Raw genomic sequence first — 15,899 nt, forward strand, 5'->3', positions numbered from 1 at the left:
TCGCGCCACCGGGGCTCGGGAACGCCCGACCCGGCGGCTTAGGGGGATCGTAGCCCTCGCTACCGACAGTCGCGCGCACCGGCTGGCAAGATCGGGGCGTGGCCGACGACTACACCCGCGCGGCGGTGCGCGCGGCGCTCGCCGTGACCGCCCGGCTGGGGCTGCCCGCGCACGATCCCGAGGTGCTCCACGAACGGTCGAACGTGCTGGTGAGGCTGGGTCCACTGGTGGCCAGGGTGCCGGCGACGACCCGCCTGGCACGGACCGGGCCAGCCTGGCAGGAGCGGGACGTGGCGGTGTCGGAGTTCCTCACCGAACGTGGTGTGCTCGTCGTCTCACCCACCACGGATCCCCCGGCCGGGCCCCATTTCGCCGAGGGGCTCCCTGTCACGCTCTGGCACCACACCCCGCACGACCCGGACCACCGGTACGCACCGGACGTCGTCGCCCGGTCGCTGGCCGAGGTGCACGCGGCACTGCGCGAGTACCCCGGCGAACTGCCCCGGCGCGGCCCGCTGGACGACCTCGGCCGCGTCTTCGACCGCCACGACCTGGATCCCCGGTTGCGCGCGGAGGCGGCCCGCCTCGCCGCGGCACTGCCGGCGGCCGCCGTGCAGCCGCTGCACGGCGACGCCCACCCCGGGAACCTGATCGCCACGCCCGCGGGGCCCTGCTGGCTGGACTTCGAGGACACCTGGCGCGGGCCGCTCGCCTGGGACCTGGGGATCCTCGCCCGGCAGGGCGGCCCGGAGTTCCTGGCCGCCTACCCGGGCGAAGTGGACGAAGGGGCGCTTCGCGTGTGTATGCGGCTTCGCGAGCTGTACTCGGTTGTGTGGCAGTTCGTCATCGCCATCCGGTTCCCGCACCGGCTGCCCGGAGCCCGCTCGGCGCTCGCCGCCTACTTCTCGTGAGTGGCCGGGTACCAGGACAGGATCGCCTCGACCACGCCGGCGGGGTCCTCGAGCGGGGTCAGGTGCCCGGCGTCGGGCAGCACGACGAACGTCGAGCCGGCCATGACCTCGACCATCTCGCTCGCCGCCGCCACCGGGGTGATCGGGTCCTCTTCGCCGACGATGACCAGTGCCGGGATGTCCGCGTTCCGCAGCAGCTCCAGTGAGTCGGGCCGGGTGCGCAGCGCCAGCGCCGTCCACGAGATCCCGGCTGGCGGCTGGGATTCGATGATCTCCCGGACCGTCTCGACGAGCTCGGGCCGCTGCTCGTGGGTCGATTTCGCCAGCAGGTTCGGCAGGTTGGCCTCGGCGAGCCAGGTCTTGGTGCCTTCGCGGTCGACGCGGGCCGCGACGTCCAGCCGGGTCTGCGCGGCCTCGGGTGTGTCGGGTGTGGCCTTGGTGTCGATGAGCACGAGCCCGCCGACCCGTTCCGGGGCGAGCCGCAGCACGGCCATCGCGAGGTAGCCGCCCATCGAGCAGCCGCCGAGCACGACGCGGTCGAGGCCCAGCCGGTCGAGCAGGGCGACGACGTCCCGCGCGGCGTCTTCGAGACTCGGCTCCCGGTCGGATTCCGGCAGCGGCGAGCGGCCGAGCCCGCGCTGGTCCGGCGTGATCACCCGAAGGTGTGAAGCGAGGGGTTCGCGCACCGCGTTCCACATGCGGGAATCCAGGGGAAAGGCGTGGAGGAGGACCAGCGGCAGTTCGGTCATGCGCCTCATTTTGTCGGACCCCGTCGTTAGCTTGGCCGATGTGTTCACCGACATCGAAACCGACCGGCTGCTGCTGCGTCCGCTCCACGAGGCGGACCGGCAGGCGATGGTCGACATCCACACCGACCCGCGCACCAACCGCTTCAACCCCGCGCCACCCGGGGTCACGGAGGCATCCGAGATGTTCTCGGGCTGGCTGGCGCACTGGGCCGAGCACGGGTTCGGCTACCCCGCGGTGTTCGAGCGCGGCGGCACCGAACTGATCGGCATGTGCGGCGTGCGGCTGCGCGAGTTCCACGGCGAGAAGGTGCTCAACCTCGGCTACCGGTTCCGGCCGTCGGCGTGGGGCAAGGGCTACGCGGTCGAGGCGGGGCAGGCGGTCCTGGAGTGGTGCGCCCGCGAGCTGCCGTCGGTGCCGGTGCTGGCGAGCGTGAGCATCGCGAACAAGCCGTCGCTGAGGGTGGCCGAGCGCCTCGGCTTCACCGAGTACACGGAGGAGATGTACGACGGCGCGATGTCGCGGCACTACCGGCGCTGAGCCGGGCGATGTTTGACAACTCCAGAGCGAAAGTCACCAGCGGCGGTGCGGCCGCCGCCGCGCCCGCGCTTCCCAGCAGGCCCGGTGCCAGTGCCGCCGGTCGGCGACGGAGCCGGTCTCGTCGGCAGGCCAGACGACGAGGTGCGGCGTCCCCGGCCGGATCTCGTGGTCGCACCCGGGACAGCGGTAGTGCTTGGTGGCCTGGCTCCCGGGCACGGTCCGCACCAGCCAGTCCCCGTCAACGCCGGACTCGGCCCGCGCCCACCCGGTGGCGGCACCGAGGTCACGTTCGGGCGGCCCACCGTCCGAACGGCGGCCGGGACGGTTGCGTCGTGGCACACCCAAACGGTAACCGCCACCCCCCGTGTCGTCCCTCCAGGCACGCGAGTCGACCCTCCAATCACGCGAGTCGTCCCTCCAATCACGCGCGTCGACCCTCCAATCACGCGAGATGCCCCGCCAATCACGCGTGATGCCCCGCCAGACACACGTGATGCCCGGCGGAGCTCAGGCCACCCGGGCCGCCACCCGGTCCCCTGCCCCCAGCCGGTGCACGATCGCGTCGTAACCGAGGCCGTCCCAGCCGAGCCGGCGGAGGGTGCGGCCGGTCCGGCGGAAGTCCTCGCCGCCGAGCACGGACATGATCGTGATCGCGGCGTCGACCATCGGCGTGGCGACGCCGGCGCACCGCGCGAGTGCCTGCAGCGGCACCAGGGTGGAGCGGATGTCCTCGGTGAGGAACCGGTGGTCGAGGCTGGTCGGCGCGGCGATCGTCCGGTACGGCTTCACGGTCCGCAGCGCGTCGAGCAGCGTCGTGGCCGGGCAGCCGTAGTAGCGGTCGAGGACCTCGGTCATGGGCAGCAGCCGGGCGCCGTAGGCGTGCGCGACGGCGGCGAACTCGGCTTCGGTGCGTTCGAGCAGGGCGATCGTCCGCGCCGAGACGCCCTCGACGTAGAACAGCAGCTCCTCCGCGCGGTCGATGGTGCCGAGGTTGGCCAGCGCGATCGGCACGTGCGCGACCGCGCCGAAGTCGTGCAGGCCGCGTTCCACCGGGTTGCGCGCGACCTCCAGCATCGGGAACCACTCGCGCAGCAGCCCGGCGCGCCGGGTGACGGCGGCCGCGCTGCTGCCGGAGATCAGGTTCCAGCCCTTGGCGCCGAGCACGGTGACGCCGTCGGTCCCGGACGGCCGCGCGGCGAACAGCGCGTCGGTCTCGACGACGTCGACGGCCGGCGCGCCGGCGGCGGCGAGCGCGTGGGCGAACTCGACGCTCCCGCAGAGCTTGCTGGAGAACAGCACCACGACCTGCCCCGGCCGCAGGTGCGGCGCGAGCCGGGCGGCGACCTCCGGGTAGGCGGTGGTCACGGTGGCGACCAGGACGACGGCCCGCGCGGCCAGCCCGGCCGGGTCCGCGGTCACCTCCCGGAGCGGGAACCGCCCGTCGAGCGCCCCGCGCGCGACGATCTCCCGGCGGCGCGCGATCTCCCCCACGGCCCCGAGATCCCGCGTGTACAGGTGCACGGGCAGTTCCCGCGCGGCGAGGTGCGCGGCCACGGCCCGTCCCTCACCACCCGCCCCGACGACCCCGATCCCGTCCAGCACGCTCATTCCGCCCACTCCCGTCAGTCCGGTACGCAGTGGACTGGTCGGCACGGGCACGGGGAAAGTTCCCGCGCGCGCCCGTTCCCGGCGACCGGACCACCCGGGCCCGGTCCGGCCTACCCCTGGGCCAGCGCCAGCGGCACCAGCTGTTCGGCGGTGGTGAGCGAGCCGTGCTGGCCGACCAGCGACGACTCCACGGCCTCCGCGAGCCCCCGCACCATCCCGAACCGGTCGCGGGCCGCGGCGACGACGTCGCCGATGCGCGGCAGCACCCGGTCGCTGACCGTGTGCCCGAACCACCCCTCGGCAACGGCCTCTTCGCGCGAACGCACCCAGGCCCGCTCGCCGAGCACCTCCCGCCAGGCCGCGAGGACGTCCGCGGCCGCGCCCGGCTCGGTGTAGACGTGCCGGGCGCGGACCTCGCCCCCGAACGTCCGGACGCCGGCCAGCAGCTCCGGCGCGTCCTCCAGGTCGAGCTTGTCCTCGACGGTCACCATCCCGTGGTCGGCCACCACCGCCAGCAGCGCGCCGGCCGGCAGACCGTCCACAAGGGACTCGACGAGCCGGTCGACCTGCCGCAGGTGCATCCGCCAGGCGGTCGAGCCGGGGCCGTAGACGTGCCCGAGCAGGTCGAGTTCGCTGTGGTAGGCGTAGCAGAACGCGCGCCCGTCGAGCACCGACAACGTCCGCGCGGCGAGGTCGCCCAGCGCGTGCACCCCGGCGTACTGCGCCCCGCTCTGGGTGGCCAGCGTCAGGGCCGTGTCGCGGAACTGGGCGGACGACACGACGGCGGCGTCGACGCCCGCCGCGGCGGCGCGTTCGAACGTCGTCGGCAGCGGCTGCACCTCGCGCGGCGGGAGCGCGCCGCGCAGGTCGCCGCCGTCGTCGTGGCTGCACCAGCGCAACGCGTTGAGCACGCCGGTGCCGGGCATCTCGAAGGTGTAGCCGACCATGCCGTGTTCGCCCGAGGCGAGCCCGGTGCCGATCGCGGCCACGCCGGCGGCCGTCGTCGACGGGAAGCCCACGCGCAGCGACTCGCGGGCGAGCTCGGTCAGCACCGGGGCGTCCGCGGCGTGCTCGGCGAGCAGCTCCCAGCCGAGCCCGTCGACGAGCAGCACGCCGGCACTCCGCGCCTCCGGCAACGCCAGCACGTTTCCGCAGCCGGGCACCCCGAGTGCCGCGAGCAGGGACGGGACGACCTGGCCGAGGTGCGGGACGTCGGCGAGCGAAGGCGGCTGCACGCGCCCAGCTTCCCATCCCCGGGCGCCCCCGGCGATAATCGCGGCATGCCGACCTACGCCTACCGCTGCCGCGAGTGCACCGAGACGTTCGAGCTCCTGCGCCCGATGAGCGAATCCGGCGCACCGGCGACCTGCCCGGAAGGGCACGCCGACACCGTCAAGCTGCTCACCACGGTCGCCCTCACCGGGGCCGCGAGCGATCCCGCGGCCCCGGCTGGCGGTGGCTGCTGCGGTGGCGGCTGCTGCGGCTGACCAGGCTCAGAGCGCCTTCAGCGCCTGGTCGAGATCGGCCCACAGGTCCTCGACGTCTTCGAGGCCGACGGACATCCGGATCAGCTGGTCGGACACGCCGGCGCCGTGGCGGTCGCCCTCGTCGACGATCCGGTGGCTGATCGAGCCCGGGTGCTGGATCAGCGTGTCGACGCTGCCCAGGCTGACGGCCGGGGTGACCAGCCGGACTGCCTTGATCAGGGCGTGCGGGTCGCCGTCGACCTCGAACGCCACCAGCGGGCCGCCGATCCGCGGGTAGTGGACGGCGGTCACGGCCGGGTGCCCGCCGAGCCGGGAAGCCAGCTCCGCGGCGGTCGTGGACGCGGCGTTGACGCGCAGCGGCAGCGTGGAAAGCCCGCGCAGCAACAGGTAACCGGCGAGCGGGTGCAGCACGCCGCCGGTGGCGAAGCGGATCTGCCGCAGCCGGGCGGCTTCCGCGGCGTCGCACGCGACGATCCCGCCCATCACGTCGCCGTGGCCGCCGAGGAACTTCGTCGCGCTGTGCAGCACGATCCGGGCGCCGTGGCGGCCCGGGCGCTGGAGCACCGGGGTCGCGAACGTGTTGTCCACCAGCAGGGTCACGTCGCCACAGGCCCGGGCCAGCTCGGCGATGTCGGCCTCGGCCAGAGTCGGGTTCGCCGGTGTCTCGACGAACACCAGCCCGGTGTCCGGCCGCAGCGCGGCGGCGACGGCGTCGGGTGCGGCCCAGGTGACCTCGGTGCCGAGCAGCCCGGACTCGAGCAGGTGGTCGCTGCAGCCGTAGAGCGGGCGCACCGCGACGACGTGCCGTTTCCCTTGCGACACCGCGGAAAGCAGGCAGGCCGAGACGGCGGCCATGCCGCTGGCGAACGCGACGCCGTGGTCGAAGCCTTCGAGCTCGGCCAGCGCCCGCTCGAACCGCTCGACGGTCGGGTTGCCCACCCGGCCGTAGATCGGCGGGCCGTCGAGCTCGGCGCCGGCGGCGAAGGCGTCGATCCGGGCGGCTTCGGCGGCGCTGTCGCGGGACGGGTACGTCGTGGACAGGTCGAGCGGAGCGGCGTGCACGCCGAGGTCCGTGAGATCGTCACGGCCGGCGTGGACGGCTCGCGTGCGCAGCGAGGAAGTCATGGCAGCATGGTCGAGCTTTTTCCGGGCCAAGGGCAAGAGTCTCGGATATCATTCGGCGATGTCCGCTTCCGTCGAACTGAGTCCGGTTGATCTCGAAATCCTGCGCTTGTTGCAGAACGATGCCCGGATCACCAACAAGGACCTGGCGGCCGCGGTCGGCATCGCGCCGTCGACGTGCCTGGACCGCGTCGCGCGGCTGCGCGACACCGGCGTGATCACCGGCCAGCACGCGTCGGTCGACGCGGCGAAGCTCGGGCGGCCGCTGGAGGCGTTCCTGTTCGTCCAGGTCCGCCCGCACCGGCGGCCGCTGGTGGACCCGTTCATCGAGCACCTGCTCTCGCTGCCCGAGGTGCGCGCGGTCTACCACCTGACTGGGCCGGACGACTTCCTCGCGCACGTCGCGACCAGCTCGGCCGGGGAGCTGCAGCGGCTGGTCCTCGACGAACTGACCGCGCGGGACGAGGTCGCGCGCGTCCACACCAACCTCGTCTTCCAGCACGGGAGCGGCGGCCCGCTGCTGCCGCCGGGGGCCTGAATTCAGAACGTCGAAAGCCAGCGGCGGGTTTCGTGCGGGGACGTCAGCCGGACGACGGCCGGGCCGGGCGGCTCCGCGGCCCACGCGCGGATGCGCTCCCGCTTGCGCGCGAACGACGTGAAGTGCCAGCGGATGATCGAGTCGGCGGAGAACACCTGCCGGAACGACTCGACGTTGCCGTTGCAGACCCGCCGGCGGGTCACCGCCCGCACGAACGTCCGGCGCACCAGCCGGCCCAGTGAAAGCCAGCGCGGGTAGTCTAGGCCCACGATCAGCTGGGTGCGGGGCAGGACGATGTCCTGCCACTTGCTGTAGACGGCGTCGAGGACCCAGCGCTCCTGCGCGCACACCTCGGCGACCCGGCGGCGTTGCTCCTCGTCGGGGGTCCCGATCCAGCCCGGCTGCCAGCCGATGTCGTCCGCGGCGTGGTAGGGCAGGCCGGTCCGCTCGGCGATCCGGGCGGCGAGCGTCGACTTGCCCGAACCGGTCACGCCGATGACGACGATGCGGTCAGGTCTCGAGGTCACGAGCGGGCTCCCGCGGTCCGCGGTAGGGCAGGGTCTGGGTGTAGACGATGTTCGTGGTGGTGCTGCCGAACTGGGCCAGCTCGTCGACCGTGCGCTCGAGGTGGGCCATGGAGGCGGCGGCGATCTTGAGCACGTAGCAGTCGTCGCCGGTGGTGCGCAGGCATTCCAGGATCTCGGACCGGTCGCCGAGCAGCTTGTGCAGCGGCTCGTGCCTGCTGCCGGGGTACTTGAGCCGGACCACGGCGAGCACCGGGTAGCCGACCTTGCCGAGGTCGACTTCCGCGCGGTAGCCGGCGATCACGCCCGCCGTCTCGAGCCGCCGGAGCCGTTCGGTGGCCGCGGACGCGCTGAGGTTCACCCGCCGGCCGAGCTCGGTGAGCGGGAGCCGGGCGTCGCGCTGGAGCTCGGCCAGGATGGCCCAGTCGGTCGGGTCGAGACTCTCGGTCATTCGCCGAACATACCGTGGGATCCACGGCGGAAGCGGCCGAACGCCGTGATCGTTCCCTTCCGGATCCGGGCAAAACGTCGATAGCCTTCTGCGGTGAAGATCGGCGTGAACGTCCCCAACTTCGGGCCCGGCACCGACCCGGGCGTCCTGCGCGCCTGGGCGCAGACGGTGGAAGGTCTCGGCTACGACCTGCTGATGGTGTCCGACCACGTCGCCATCACACCGGACGTCGCCGAGCAGTACCCGGCGCCGTTCTACGAGCCGTTCACGACGTTGTCGTGGCTGGCCGGGGTGACGCAGCGGGTGCGGCTGGGCACCACCGTGCTCGTGGTGCCCTACCGGCACCCGCTCCTGATCGCGCGGATGGCGGCGAACCTCGACGCGCTCAGCGGCGGCCGGTTCGTGCTCGGCGCCGGCATCGGCTGGGCGAAGCAGGAGTACGACGCCCTGGGCGTGCCGTTCGAGCGGCGCGGCAAGCTCACCACCGAGTACCTGCGCACGATCCGGGCCGCGTGGGCCGACCACGACGACTACCGCGCGGGGCCGATCCCGCTGTGGCTCGGCGGGCACAGCGACGCCGGGTTGCGCCGGGCGCTGGAGCTCGGCGACGCGTGGCACCCGCTGCGGCTGACGATGGCCGGGTTCCGGGAAACGCTGGGGCGCCTGGAAAAGCTGGCGGGCGACCGGCCGGTGCCCGCCTTCGCGCCGCGGATCCTGTTGCGGCTGACGGCGGCGCCGGTCACCGGGCCGGACCGGCGCGCCGGCGAGGGCACGCTCGAACAGGTCCTCGACGACCTGACGCAGCTGGGGGCGCTGGGGGCGGACACCGTCGTGCTCGACCCGTTCGACGCGGACCCGGCCGAAACGCTGCGCCCGGAGGTGGCGTGGCGTGATCTCGCGGCAGTGGCCGCATCCTGGAGGGAGAACCTGTGAAGGACACCGAAGAAGCCTTGCTGCGGCGGGCGATCGAGCTCGCCCGCGAAGCGCGTGAGGAACACGGCAACCCGCCGTTCGGCTCGCTGCTGGCCGACGCCGACGGGAAGATCCTCGCCGAGGACCGCAACACGTCCTTGACGGACAACGACATCACGGCCCACCCGGAGCTGAAGCTGGCCCGCTGGGCCGCGCAGAACCTGGACCCGGAAACCGCGGCGGCCACGACGATGTTCACCAGCACGCAGCCGTGCGGGATGTGCACCGGCGCGATCGAGCGGTCCGGGCTCGGCCGCGTCGTCTACGCGCTGTCGACGGAGCAGTTCCTCACGCTGCGCCCGCCGCTCACCTGGGGCCAGCACAAGCTGGAAGGCCCGGCGCTCTTCGACGAGGCCCGCGTGCCGGTCGAGGGCTACTACCAGTGACAGAGTACCGGGTGCGCCCGGTGGCGCGCATCGAGTCGCCCCTGACGGACCGCGCGGCGGCCCCGAAACAGGGCGACGAGGGCGCGCCACCGTCCCGGGTGGTCTTCGACCCGCAGTTCGCCCCGGCGGCGGCCGACCTCCGCCCGGGCGACCGCCTGGTCCTCCTGACGTGGCTGCACGAGGCGGACCGCGACGTCCAGGCGGTCCACCCCCGCGGCGACCGCGACCGCCCGAGCACCGGGGTCTTCTCGACGCGCTCACCGGACCGCCCGAACCCGATCGGCCTCCACACGGTCACGGTGACGGCGGTCGAAGGCGGCACGCTGACGGTCACCGGCCTGGAGGCCATCGACGGCACCCCGGTGCTCGACGTGAAGCCGGTCCTCGGCGAGGTGGCCGAGCGCTGACCCGGCCGATCACGATCCGGGCACCGGGGTAACGGCCACCATCGCCCGGCCGACCTCCTCTCCGTGCGATCGGAGCAATACCGGGCGCCGAACGGAGGAGCCGCGATGACCAGTGCGTTCGAACCCACCCAGCCCGACCCGTGGATGCCACCACAGCCTCTGCCACCGGTGCGCACCAGGACGAACCTTTGGCATCTGTTCTTCGCGGGTCTGGCGGGCGCGGCTTTGGTCGGCGCTCTGTGGGTCGGCCTGGACCTGGCCCACTCGGGCTCACCGAGCGCACCGGGTGGCAGCTCCGGGGAGACGTTCGACCTCCGTGGCACGTTCACGCTGAACAGCAGCGGGTACGGCTACAGCGCGTGCGGCGGCTCCGGCGACTACTCGGACATCACCACGGGGACGGCGGTTACCGTCTACGACGCGGCTGGAACCGTGCTCTCCCAGGGTGCGCTCGGAACCGGGCGGCCGGACGGTGCCGGCACCTGTGTGTTCTCCCTCGCCGCACCGAACGTGCCGTCGGGTGAGAAGTTCTACCTCGTCGAGGTGTCCCACCGGGGCCGGATCATGGTGCAGCCGGAAGACGCCCGGGCCGGGAAGGTCGCGCTGACCTTGGGGAACTGATCAGTAGTCCTTGAAGCCCTTCCCGGTCTTCCGGCCCAGCCGGCCGGCCGTCACGAGGTGCTCCAGCAGCGGTGCCGGCGCGAAGCCCTCCTCGCGGAACTCGTTGTACAGCGTGCGCTGGATGGCCAGCGACACGTCCAGGCCGACCACGTCCAGCAGCTCGAACGGGCCCATCGGCAGGCCACAACCGACCTTCATGGCCGTGTCGATGTCGTCCGCGCCCGCGTAGTGGGCTTCGAGCATCTTCACCGCGTCGTTGAGGTACGGGAACAGCAGCGCGTTGACGATGAAGCCCGCGCGGTCGCCGCAGTGCACCGCGTGCTTGCCCACCTCCTGGCAGACCGCGCTCGCCGTCGCCACCACGTCGGGCGCCGTCGCGATCGTCGACACCACCTCGACGAGCTTCATCACCGGGGCCGGGTTGAAGAAGTGGAGACCGACCACGTCGGCCGGGCGGGACGTCGAGGCCGCGCACTCGATCACCGGCAGCGAAGACGTCGTCGTGGCCAGGACCGCGCCGGGGCGGACCACCTCGTCCAGCGCGGCGAACACCGCCTGCTTGACCGACAGCTCCTCGGCCACCGCCTCGATGACCAGGTCGACGTCGGCCAGTGCCTCGAAGTCGGTCACCGGGGTGATGCGGGCCAAGGCCAGCGCGGCGTCCTCTTCGGACAGTTTGCCCTTGACCACCGCCTTGTCGAGCGACTTCTTGACGCGGGCCACGGACGCCTGCGCCTTCTCCAGGCTGCGGGCGCGCAGCACGACGTCGAGGCCGCGCTTGGCGAACACCTCCGCGATACCGGTGGCCATCGTGCCCGTCCCGACCACGCCGACCCGCGCCACCGGCCGCGGCGGCACACTATCCACTGTGGACACCGCGTCGGCCGGGACCACGTTCGGCGAGTCCGGGGCGTCGTAGGTGTAGAAGCCGCGGCCGGTCTTGCGGCCGAGCAGGCCCGCCGTGATCATCTGCTTGAGCAGCGGCGCGGGCGCGTGCAGCCGGTTGCGGGACTGGTGGTACATCGATTCGAGGATCTCGTTCGCGGTGTCCAGCCCGATCAGGTCGAGCAGCGCGAGCGGGCCCATCGGGTAGCCGCAGCCGAAGCGCATGGCGGCGTCGAGGTCCTCGCGCGTGGCGTAGCGCTGCTCGTACATCCGCACCGCGTGGTTGAGGTAGCCGAACAGCAGGGCGTTGGCGATGAAGCCGGCCCGGTCGCCGATCACCACCGGCACCTTGCCGAGCCGCTCGGCGAACTCGACGACTTCGGCGACCACGTCCGGCTCGGTCACCACGGTCTTGACGATCTCGACCAGCTTGAGCACCGGCGCCGGGTTGAAGAAGTGCATGCCGACGACCTTGCCGGGGCGCGCGGTGTGCACCCCGATCTCGGTGATCGACAGCGACGACGTGTTGGACGCGAACACGACCTCGGGCCGGGTGATCTTGTCCAGCTCGGCGAAGACGTCGGCCTTCAGCTCGAAGCTCTCCGGGATCGCCTCGATCACGAAGTCCACTTCGGACAGATCCGACAGTGACGTGCCGTACCGGATCCGGTCGAGCAGCGCCGAACGTCCCGGCGCGTCCAGCTTGCCGCCGGACAGCGCCCGTTCGGTGGAGTGCTCGAGGTGCCCGCGGCCGCGGGCGACGCCGGCTTCGTCGAGCTCGACCGTGACGACGTCGAGCCCGCTGCGCGCGAGCACTTCGGCGATGCCGGCCCCCATGGTGCCCAGACCGACCACACCGACCGTCGAAATGTCCCGCGCCATCGAGGCCTCCAGAGATGTTACTCGCTGGTAATTGGCCTCGATACTGCCACGCGGCACCGCCGGAGCCCAGACGGAATCGAGTCAGTACCGCTCAAGTCACCCGGCCGAGCTGACGGCTTCACTCGCCGAAGTCGCTGTCCACCAGCTCCCTGACCTTGGCCAACGCGGTTTCCGCCTGCGGTCCGCTCGCCCGCACGCGGAGCCGGTCGCCCTGGCGGGCGCCGAGCGACATCAGGGCCAGGACGCTGTGGCCGTCGGCCTCCTGGTCGCCGAGCCGGACGGTGACCTCGGCGTCGATCCCGCTGAGCGTGCGCACCAGCAACCCGGCGGGCCGGGCGTGCAACCCGACCTCGTTGCGCAGCTCCAGTTCGATTTCGGCCGCGTCGGCCTGGCTCTCGGCGAGGGCCAGGTCCTCGGGGACCCCGGCCGCCGCGGCGGCTTCGGCCACCGCCTTGCGGTCGCGGCCGGCCTGGGCGGCGACCGCCGCCGCGATCGCCCCCTCGACCAGCGGGCCGTCCGCGACGATCGCGGCCGAGGGGTCGGCCAGCGATTCGACGGCGAGCTCGGCCGTCATCTGGGCACTGCCGAGGTCGTAGAGCAGCACGACACCGTCACCGGAGTCGGCGCGCTGGGTGGCGGCGACAACCTCGTCGTAGTCCGTGCCGATCGAGCCGTCGGCGAGGCCGCCGGCCGGGAGGATGGTGACGTCCGGCGCCATCTGGGCAGCCAGCTCGGCCAGGCCTTCGGCGAGCTTCGCACTGTGCGACACGAGCACGATTCCCACGCTCACCGGGCGGCCTCCGCGAACGCCCGCAGCAGCAGCGCCGACGAGCGGGCGCCGGGGTCCAGGTGCCCGACCGCGCGCTCGCCGAGGTAGGACGCCCGGCCCTTCCGCGGCACCAGGTCCACAGTGGACTGGGCGCCGGTGTCGGCCGCGTCGGCGGCCGCGGTCAGCACCGCGGCGACGTCGCCGCCGTCGCCGGCCGCCTTCTCCGCTGCCGCCACCGCGGGGATCAGGGCGTCGACCATGGTCGCGTCGCCGCCCACGGCCTTGCCGCGGGCCTGGACGCCTTCGAGGCCGGCGCGCAGGGCGTCCAGCAGCGCCGGGACGTCGAGGCTGTCCACCGCGCCCAGCTTGGCCGAGGCACGCAGGAAAGCCGTGCCGTACAACGGGCCCGCGGCGCCGCCGACCTTGGAGATCAACGTCGTCGCGACGAGCTTCAGCACTCCGCCGGGGGTGTCCGGCGGGGCCGCGTCGAGCGCCGCCACGACGGCCGCGAAGCCGCGGTTCATGTTCTCGCCGTGGTCGCCGTCGCCGATCGCGCGGTCGAGTTCGATCAGTTCGGCGCGGTGCTCAGCGATCACCGCGGCGGCGGCGCGCACGGCCGCCGCGACCCCCTCGGCGGTGCAGGCCATCAGAGCCCCCACCGCAGCGCCGCGGTGTTGACCGGGGCGTCCCACAGCTCGGTCAGCTCGTCGTCCAGTTTGAGCAAAGTCAGGCTCATCCCCTGCATCTCGAGGCTGGTGATGTACGGACCGACCAGCCGGCGCTCGACCACGATCCCACGGTCGGCCAGCAGCCGCTCGGCGATGCCGTGGGCCAGGTAGAGCTCCACGAGCGGGGTACCGCCCATCGAGTTGGTGAACAGCAGCACGCGGTCGCCCGCGGCGAACGGCAGGTCCGAGACCACCGCGTCGACCATCCGCGACACCAGCGCGTCGGCCGGCTCGGCCGGGAGCCGCTCGCGGCCGGGCTCGCCGTGGATGCCGATGCCGAACTCGATCTCGTTCTCCTCGAGGTCGAAGCTCGGGGTGCCGGCGTGCGGCACGGTCGGCGCGGTGAGCGCGACGCCGATCGACCGGACCTGGCCGATCACCTTCTGCGCCAGCGCGGTCACCGCGTCGAGCGAGTCGCCGCGCTCGGCGGCGGCGCCGGTGATCTTCTCCAGCAGCACCGTGCCGCCGACCCCGCGGCGGCCCGCGGTGTACGTCGAGTCCTTGACCGCCACGTCGTCGTCGATCACGACGCTGCGCACCTCGAGGCCCTCGGCAGCGGCCAGCTCGGCGGCCGTCTCGAAGTTGAGCACGTCGCCGGTGTAGTTCTTGACGATGAGCAGCGCGCCCGCCTCGCCGGTGGTCGCGGTGACCGCGGCCTGCACCGCGTCCGGCGTCGGCGAGGTGAACACCGCGCCGGGCACGGCGGCGGCGAGCATGCCGTGGCCGACGAACCCGCCGTGCAGCGGCTCGTGCCCGGAGCCGCCGCCGGAGATGACGGCGACCTTGCCCGCGACCGGCGCGTCGGCTCTGATCACGACGTCCGGGTCGTATTCGACGCGGAGGACGTCGGCGTGCGCGGCGGCGAGCCCCCGCAGCGACTCGGCGACCACGTTCGCCGGATCGTTGATGATCTTCTTCACGGCAGCCTCCGGCGCGTCGGCGGGTGGGGTGTCCCCTTCCTACCTCTCCGCGCGGCGCACCGCCAGATCAGGGTTTGGGGAGCTTGGTGACCACGTTCTTCGCGACGGCCACCGCCTTGCCGCACGGATCGGCGTCGTTGTCGGCATAGCCCTGGTAGTCCACCTGGGCCAGTTCGACGTCGTCGCCCTGCCAGGGCCGGTGCTGCCACTCGACCTTGCACCGGGCCGAACCCCCGGTCTGCTGCTTCTGGAAGCCGGTCACGCCGTTGCCGAGGTCCACCTTGGAGTTGCCGTCGCCGACGAGCGGGGGCAGGCCGGGCCGGAACGCGACCGTCACCATCGGGCCCCGGTCCTTCCAGTCGCACGAGTGCAGGCCCGAGGCGGCGGGCTTCGCCGAGGGCACGGCGCCGGTCACCACCGCGGCATCGGCCATCGCGCACGGATCGGCGGTCAGCACGGTGCCCGCGGGCGTCGAGTACTTCTCCGGCGAGCTGTGCAGCTTCTGGACGACGGCCTCGGCCAGCGCCTGCCCGGGACGGCAGGGGTCACCGGCGTAGGTGACCGACACCTCGAGCGCCATGTCCGGCTTCAGCGCCGTCATCACCGCGACCGTGCAGTCGGTGTCGCCGGTCTTGTTCACGCGCAGCGGCAGCCCGCCGGCCACGCCGGTCGTCTTGTCGGCCCGCGGCGGCAGCGTGCTGCCGATCTCCAGCTCGAGCCGGATCTCCTTGCCGCCGGGGTCCTTCACCTTGTTGCTGCAGGTGTCGAAGGCGATCGACGACGGCGACGGGTCGTCCTCGACCGTGCCGAGGCCCAGCGTGCCGAGGGCGGCCTTGGTCAGGAACTGGCACGGCTGGATCGTGCGGAGCACGTCCGCCGCCACGGCGGCGTCGGTGATCGGGCCGTCGGCGACCTGGCCGGAGCCGGCCGCCGCGGGCACCGTCGTCCGGGCGAAGTTGGACTTGCCGAGGTCCTGCCCGCAGGCCGCCAGCGGCAGCGCGAGGGCGGTGACCAGCAGGAACAGCTTCGGGAGACGGCGGTGCCGAACGTCTGGGAACACGCGATGCACGGTAGCGGCACGCACGCGCCGCTGTCCGGACAACCCGGCTATTCGCCGGCTGCCGGCGGTGTGTCGCCGGTCTCGGGCTCGGCCGGCACCACGAGCGGGCGGAGCACGGCCCACAGGACGAACAGCGCGGCGACCACCAGCATGCCGATCCCGGCCCACAGGTTGATGTTCACGCCGGCGGCCTTCTCGATCTCCGCGTCGGTGGTGAAGCCGATGCCCATGACGGTGAGGATCACGCCGTAGACGCCGATCAGCAGGGCGATGATCAGCCGGATGTCGAAGGCACCTGCCTTGTGTGCGCGCGGCTGCGACTCGGTAGCCATTCCGACCTC

21 protein-coding genes are annotated in these 15,899 nt (G+C 72.8%); 8 read left to right on the top strand and 13 right to left on the bottom strand.

The genetic code is table 11. The annotated features are described in order from the left end of the window. Positions 1-98 precede the first annotated feature (98 nt). Positions 99-911 (top strand): phosphotransferase, encoded by an 813-nt coding sequence (locus tag BLW76_RS40490; RefSeq protein ID WP_091317345.1) that lies wholly within the window; start codon positions 99-101, stop codon positions 909-911. Here BLW76_RS40490 and BLW76_RS40495 read toward each other — a convergent pair. Continuing rightward, positions 899-1,660: an alpha/beta fold hydrolase gene (locus BLW76_RS40495; protein WP_091317346.1), complete on the bottom strand. Its 762-nt coding sequence runs from the start codon at positions 1,658-1,660 to the stop codon at positions 899-901. The genes BLW76_RS40490 and BLW76_RS40495 overlap by 13 nt on opposite strands. Here BLW76_RS40495 and BLW76_RS40500 point away from each other — a divergent pair. Then, positions 1,659-2,198: a GNAT family N-acetyltransferase gene (locus BLW76_RS40500; RefSeq protein WP_091317348.1), complete on the top strand. Its 540-nt coding sequence runs from the start codon at positions 1,659-1,661 to the stop codon at positions 2,196-2,198. The two genes, BLW76_RS40495 and BLW76_RS40500, sit on opposite strands and share 2 nt — an antisense overlap. A gap of 33 nt (positions 2,199-2,231) precedes the next feature. Here BLW76_RS40500 and BLW76_RS40505 read toward each other — a convergent pair whose 3' ends face one another. From BLW76_RS40505 to BLW76_RS40515, 3 genes are all read right to left on the bottom strand, one after another. Further along, on the bottom strand, positions 2,232-2,537 hold the full coding sequence (locus BLW76_RS40505) for a hypothetical protein (protein ID WP_091317350.1): 306 nt from the start codon (positions 2,535-2,537) through the stop codon (positions 2,232-2,234). 168 nt (positions 2,538-2,705) lie between these two features. Then, positions 2,706-3,806: an NAD/NADP-dependent octopine/nopaline dehydrogenase family protein gene (locus BLW76_RS40510; RefSeq protein ID WP_208613483.1), complete on the bottom strand. Its 1,101-nt coding sequence runs from the start codon at positions 3,804-3,806 to the stop codon at positions 2,706-2,708. 110 nt (positions 3,807-3,916) lie between these two features. Next, complete coding sequence (locus BLW76_RS40515; protein WP_091317351.1) at positions 3,917-5,041, bottom strand: alkaline phosphatase family protein; 1,125 nt, start codon at positions 5,039-5,041, stop codon at positions 3,917-3,919. A 45-nt stretch (positions 5,042-5,086) separates the two neighbouring features. On the opposite strand from BLW76_RS40515, the gene BLW76_RS40520 reads away from it, so the two are divergent. Next, positions 5,087-5,293: an FmdB family zinc ribbon protein gene (locus BLW76_RS40520; protein WP_091317353.1), complete on the top strand. Its 207-nt coding sequence runs from the start codon at positions 5,087-5,089 to the stop codon at positions 5,291-5,293. Positions 5,294-5,299: 6 nt separating this feature from the next. Here the strand turns inward: BLW76_RS40520 and BLW76_RS40525 are convergent, their stop codons facing one another. Further along, complete coding sequence (locus BLW76_RS40525; RefSeq protein WP_091317355.1) at positions 5,300-6,418, bottom strand: trans-sulfuration enzyme family protein; 1,119 nt, start codon at positions 6,416-6,418, stop codon at positions 5,300-5,302. Positions 6,419-6,476: 58 nt separating this feature from the next. On the opposite strand from BLW76_RS40525, the gene BLW76_RS40530 reads away from it, so the two are divergent. Next, the gene (locus BLW76_RS40530; RefSeq protein ID WP_091317357.1) at positions 6,477-6,953 is read left to right on the top strand and encodes an Lrp/AsnC family transcriptional regulator; all 477 of its coding nucleotides are present in this window, start codon (positions 6,477-6,479) and stop codon (positions 6,951-6,953) included. Between the two features lie 2 nt (positions 6,954-6,955). On the opposite strand, the gene BLW76_RS40535 is transcribed toward BLW76_RS40530, so the two are convergent. Further along, a complete protein-coding gene (locus tag BLW76_RS40535; protein ID WP_091317359.1) occupies positions 6,956-7,480 on the bottom strand; it encodes a EutP/PduV family microcompartment system protein in 525 nt (174 codons plus the stop codon). Further along, a complete protein-coding gene (locus BLW76_RS40540; RefSeq protein ID WP_091317360.1) occupies positions 7,464-7,928 on the bottom strand; it encodes an Lrp/AsnC family transcriptional regulator in 465 nt (154 codons plus the stop codon). Before BLW76_RS40540 ends, BLW76_RS40535 begins: the two co-directional genes overlap by 17 nt. Before the next feature lie 93 nt (positions 7,929-8,021). Between BLW76_RS40540 and BLW76_RS40545 the strand changes: the two genes are divergently transcribed. The 4 genes from BLW76_RS40545 (at position 8,022) to BLW76_RS49350 (ending at position 10,314) form a co-directional block, all read left to right on the top strand. Further along, positions 8,022-8,861 carry an LLM class flavin-dependent oxidoreductase gene (locus tag BLW76_RS40545; protein WP_091317362.1) on the top strand — a complete coding sequence of 280 codons (840 nt, stop codon included), beginning with the start codon at positions 8,022-8,024 and terminating at the stop codon, positions 8,859-8,861. Beyond that, complete coding sequence (locus tag BLW76_RS40550; RefSeq protein ID WP_091317364.1) at positions 8,858-9,286, top strand: nucleoside deaminase; 429 nt, start codon at positions 8,858-8,860, stop codon at positions 9,284-9,286. The genes BLW76_RS40545 and BLW76_RS40550 overlap by 4 nt, the downstream gene beginning before the upstream one ends. An 11-nt stretch (positions 9,287-9,297) precedes the next feature. Then, on the top strand, positions 9,298-9,693 hold the full coding sequence (tsaA, locus tag BLW76_RS40555) for a tRNA (N6-threonylcarbamoyladenosine(37)-N6)-methyltransferase TrmO (RefSeq protein WP_091320488.1): 396 nt from the start codon (positions 9,298-9,300) through the stop codon (positions 9,691-9,693). Positions 9,694-9,798: 105 nt separating this feature from the next. Further along, positions 9,799-10,314 carry a hypothetical protein gene (locus tag BLW76_RS49350; RefSeq protein ID WP_208613484.1) on the top strand — a complete coding sequence of 172 codons (516 nt, stop codon included), beginning with the start codon at positions 9,799-9,801 and terminating at the stop codon, positions 10,312-10,314. Here BLW76_RS49350 and BLW76_RS40565 read toward each other — a convergent pair whose 3' ends face one another. The 6 genes from BLW76_RS40565 to BLW76_RS40590 all read right to left on the bottom strand — a co-directional run bounded on the left by BLW76_RS40565 (position 10,315) and on the right by BLW76_RS40590 (position 15,890). Beyond that, entirely contained in the window at positions 10,315-12,081 is a 1,767-nt protein-coding gene (locus tag BLW76_RS40565) for a 3-hydroxyacyl-CoA dehydrogenase family protein (RefSeq protein ID WP_091317365.1), read from the bottom strand. A gap of 118 nt (positions 12,082-12,199) precedes the next feature. Beyond that, the gene (gene dhaM, locus BLW76_RS40570) at positions 12,200-12,871 is read right to left on the bottom strand and encodes a dihydroxyacetone kinase phosphoryl donor subunit DhaM (protein ID WP_091317367.1); all 672 of its coding nucleotides are present in this window, start codon (positions 12,869-12,871) and stop codon (positions 12,200-12,202) included. Then, positions 12,868-13,497 carry a dihydroxyacetone kinase subunit DhaL gene (gene dhaL, locus BLW76_RS40575; protein ID WP_091317368.1) on the bottom strand — a complete coding sequence of 210 codons (630 nt, stop codon included), beginning with the start codon at positions 13,495-13,497 and terminating at the stop codon, positions 12,868-12,870. Before dhaL ends, dhaM begins: the two co-directional genes overlap by 4 nt. After that, positions 13,497-14,498, bottom strand: coding sequence for a dihydroxyacetone kinase subunit DhaK (gene dhaK / locus BLW76_RS40580; protein WP_091317370.1), 1,002 nt, complete (start codon positions 14,496-14,498; stop codon positions 13,497-13,499). The genes dhaL and dhaK overlap by 1 nt, the downstream gene beginning before the upstream one ends. Positions 14,499-14,565: 67 nt before the next feature. Then, positions 14,566-15,558 (bottom strand): DUF3558 domain-containing protein, encoded by a 993-nt coding sequence (locus tag BLW76_RS40585; RefSeq protein WP_244170549.1) that lies wholly within the window; start codon positions 15,556-15,558, stop codon positions 14,566-14,568. Positions 15,559-15,605: 47 nt separating this feature from the next. Beyond that, the gene (locus BLW76_RS40590; protein ID WP_091317373.1) at positions 15,606-15,890 is read right to left on the bottom strand and encodes a hypothetical protein; all 285 of its coding nucleotides are present in this window, start codon (positions 15,888-15,890) and stop codon (positions 15,606-15,608) included. Between the last annotated feature and the right edge of the window lie 9 nt (positions 15,891-15,899).

It is taken from the genome of Amycolatopsis tolypomycina (genome assembly GCF_900105945.1).
Classification (GTDB): domain Bacteria; phylum Actinomycetota; class Actinomycetes; order Mycobacteriales; family Pseudonocardiaceae; genus Amycolatopsis; species Amycolatopsis tolypomycina.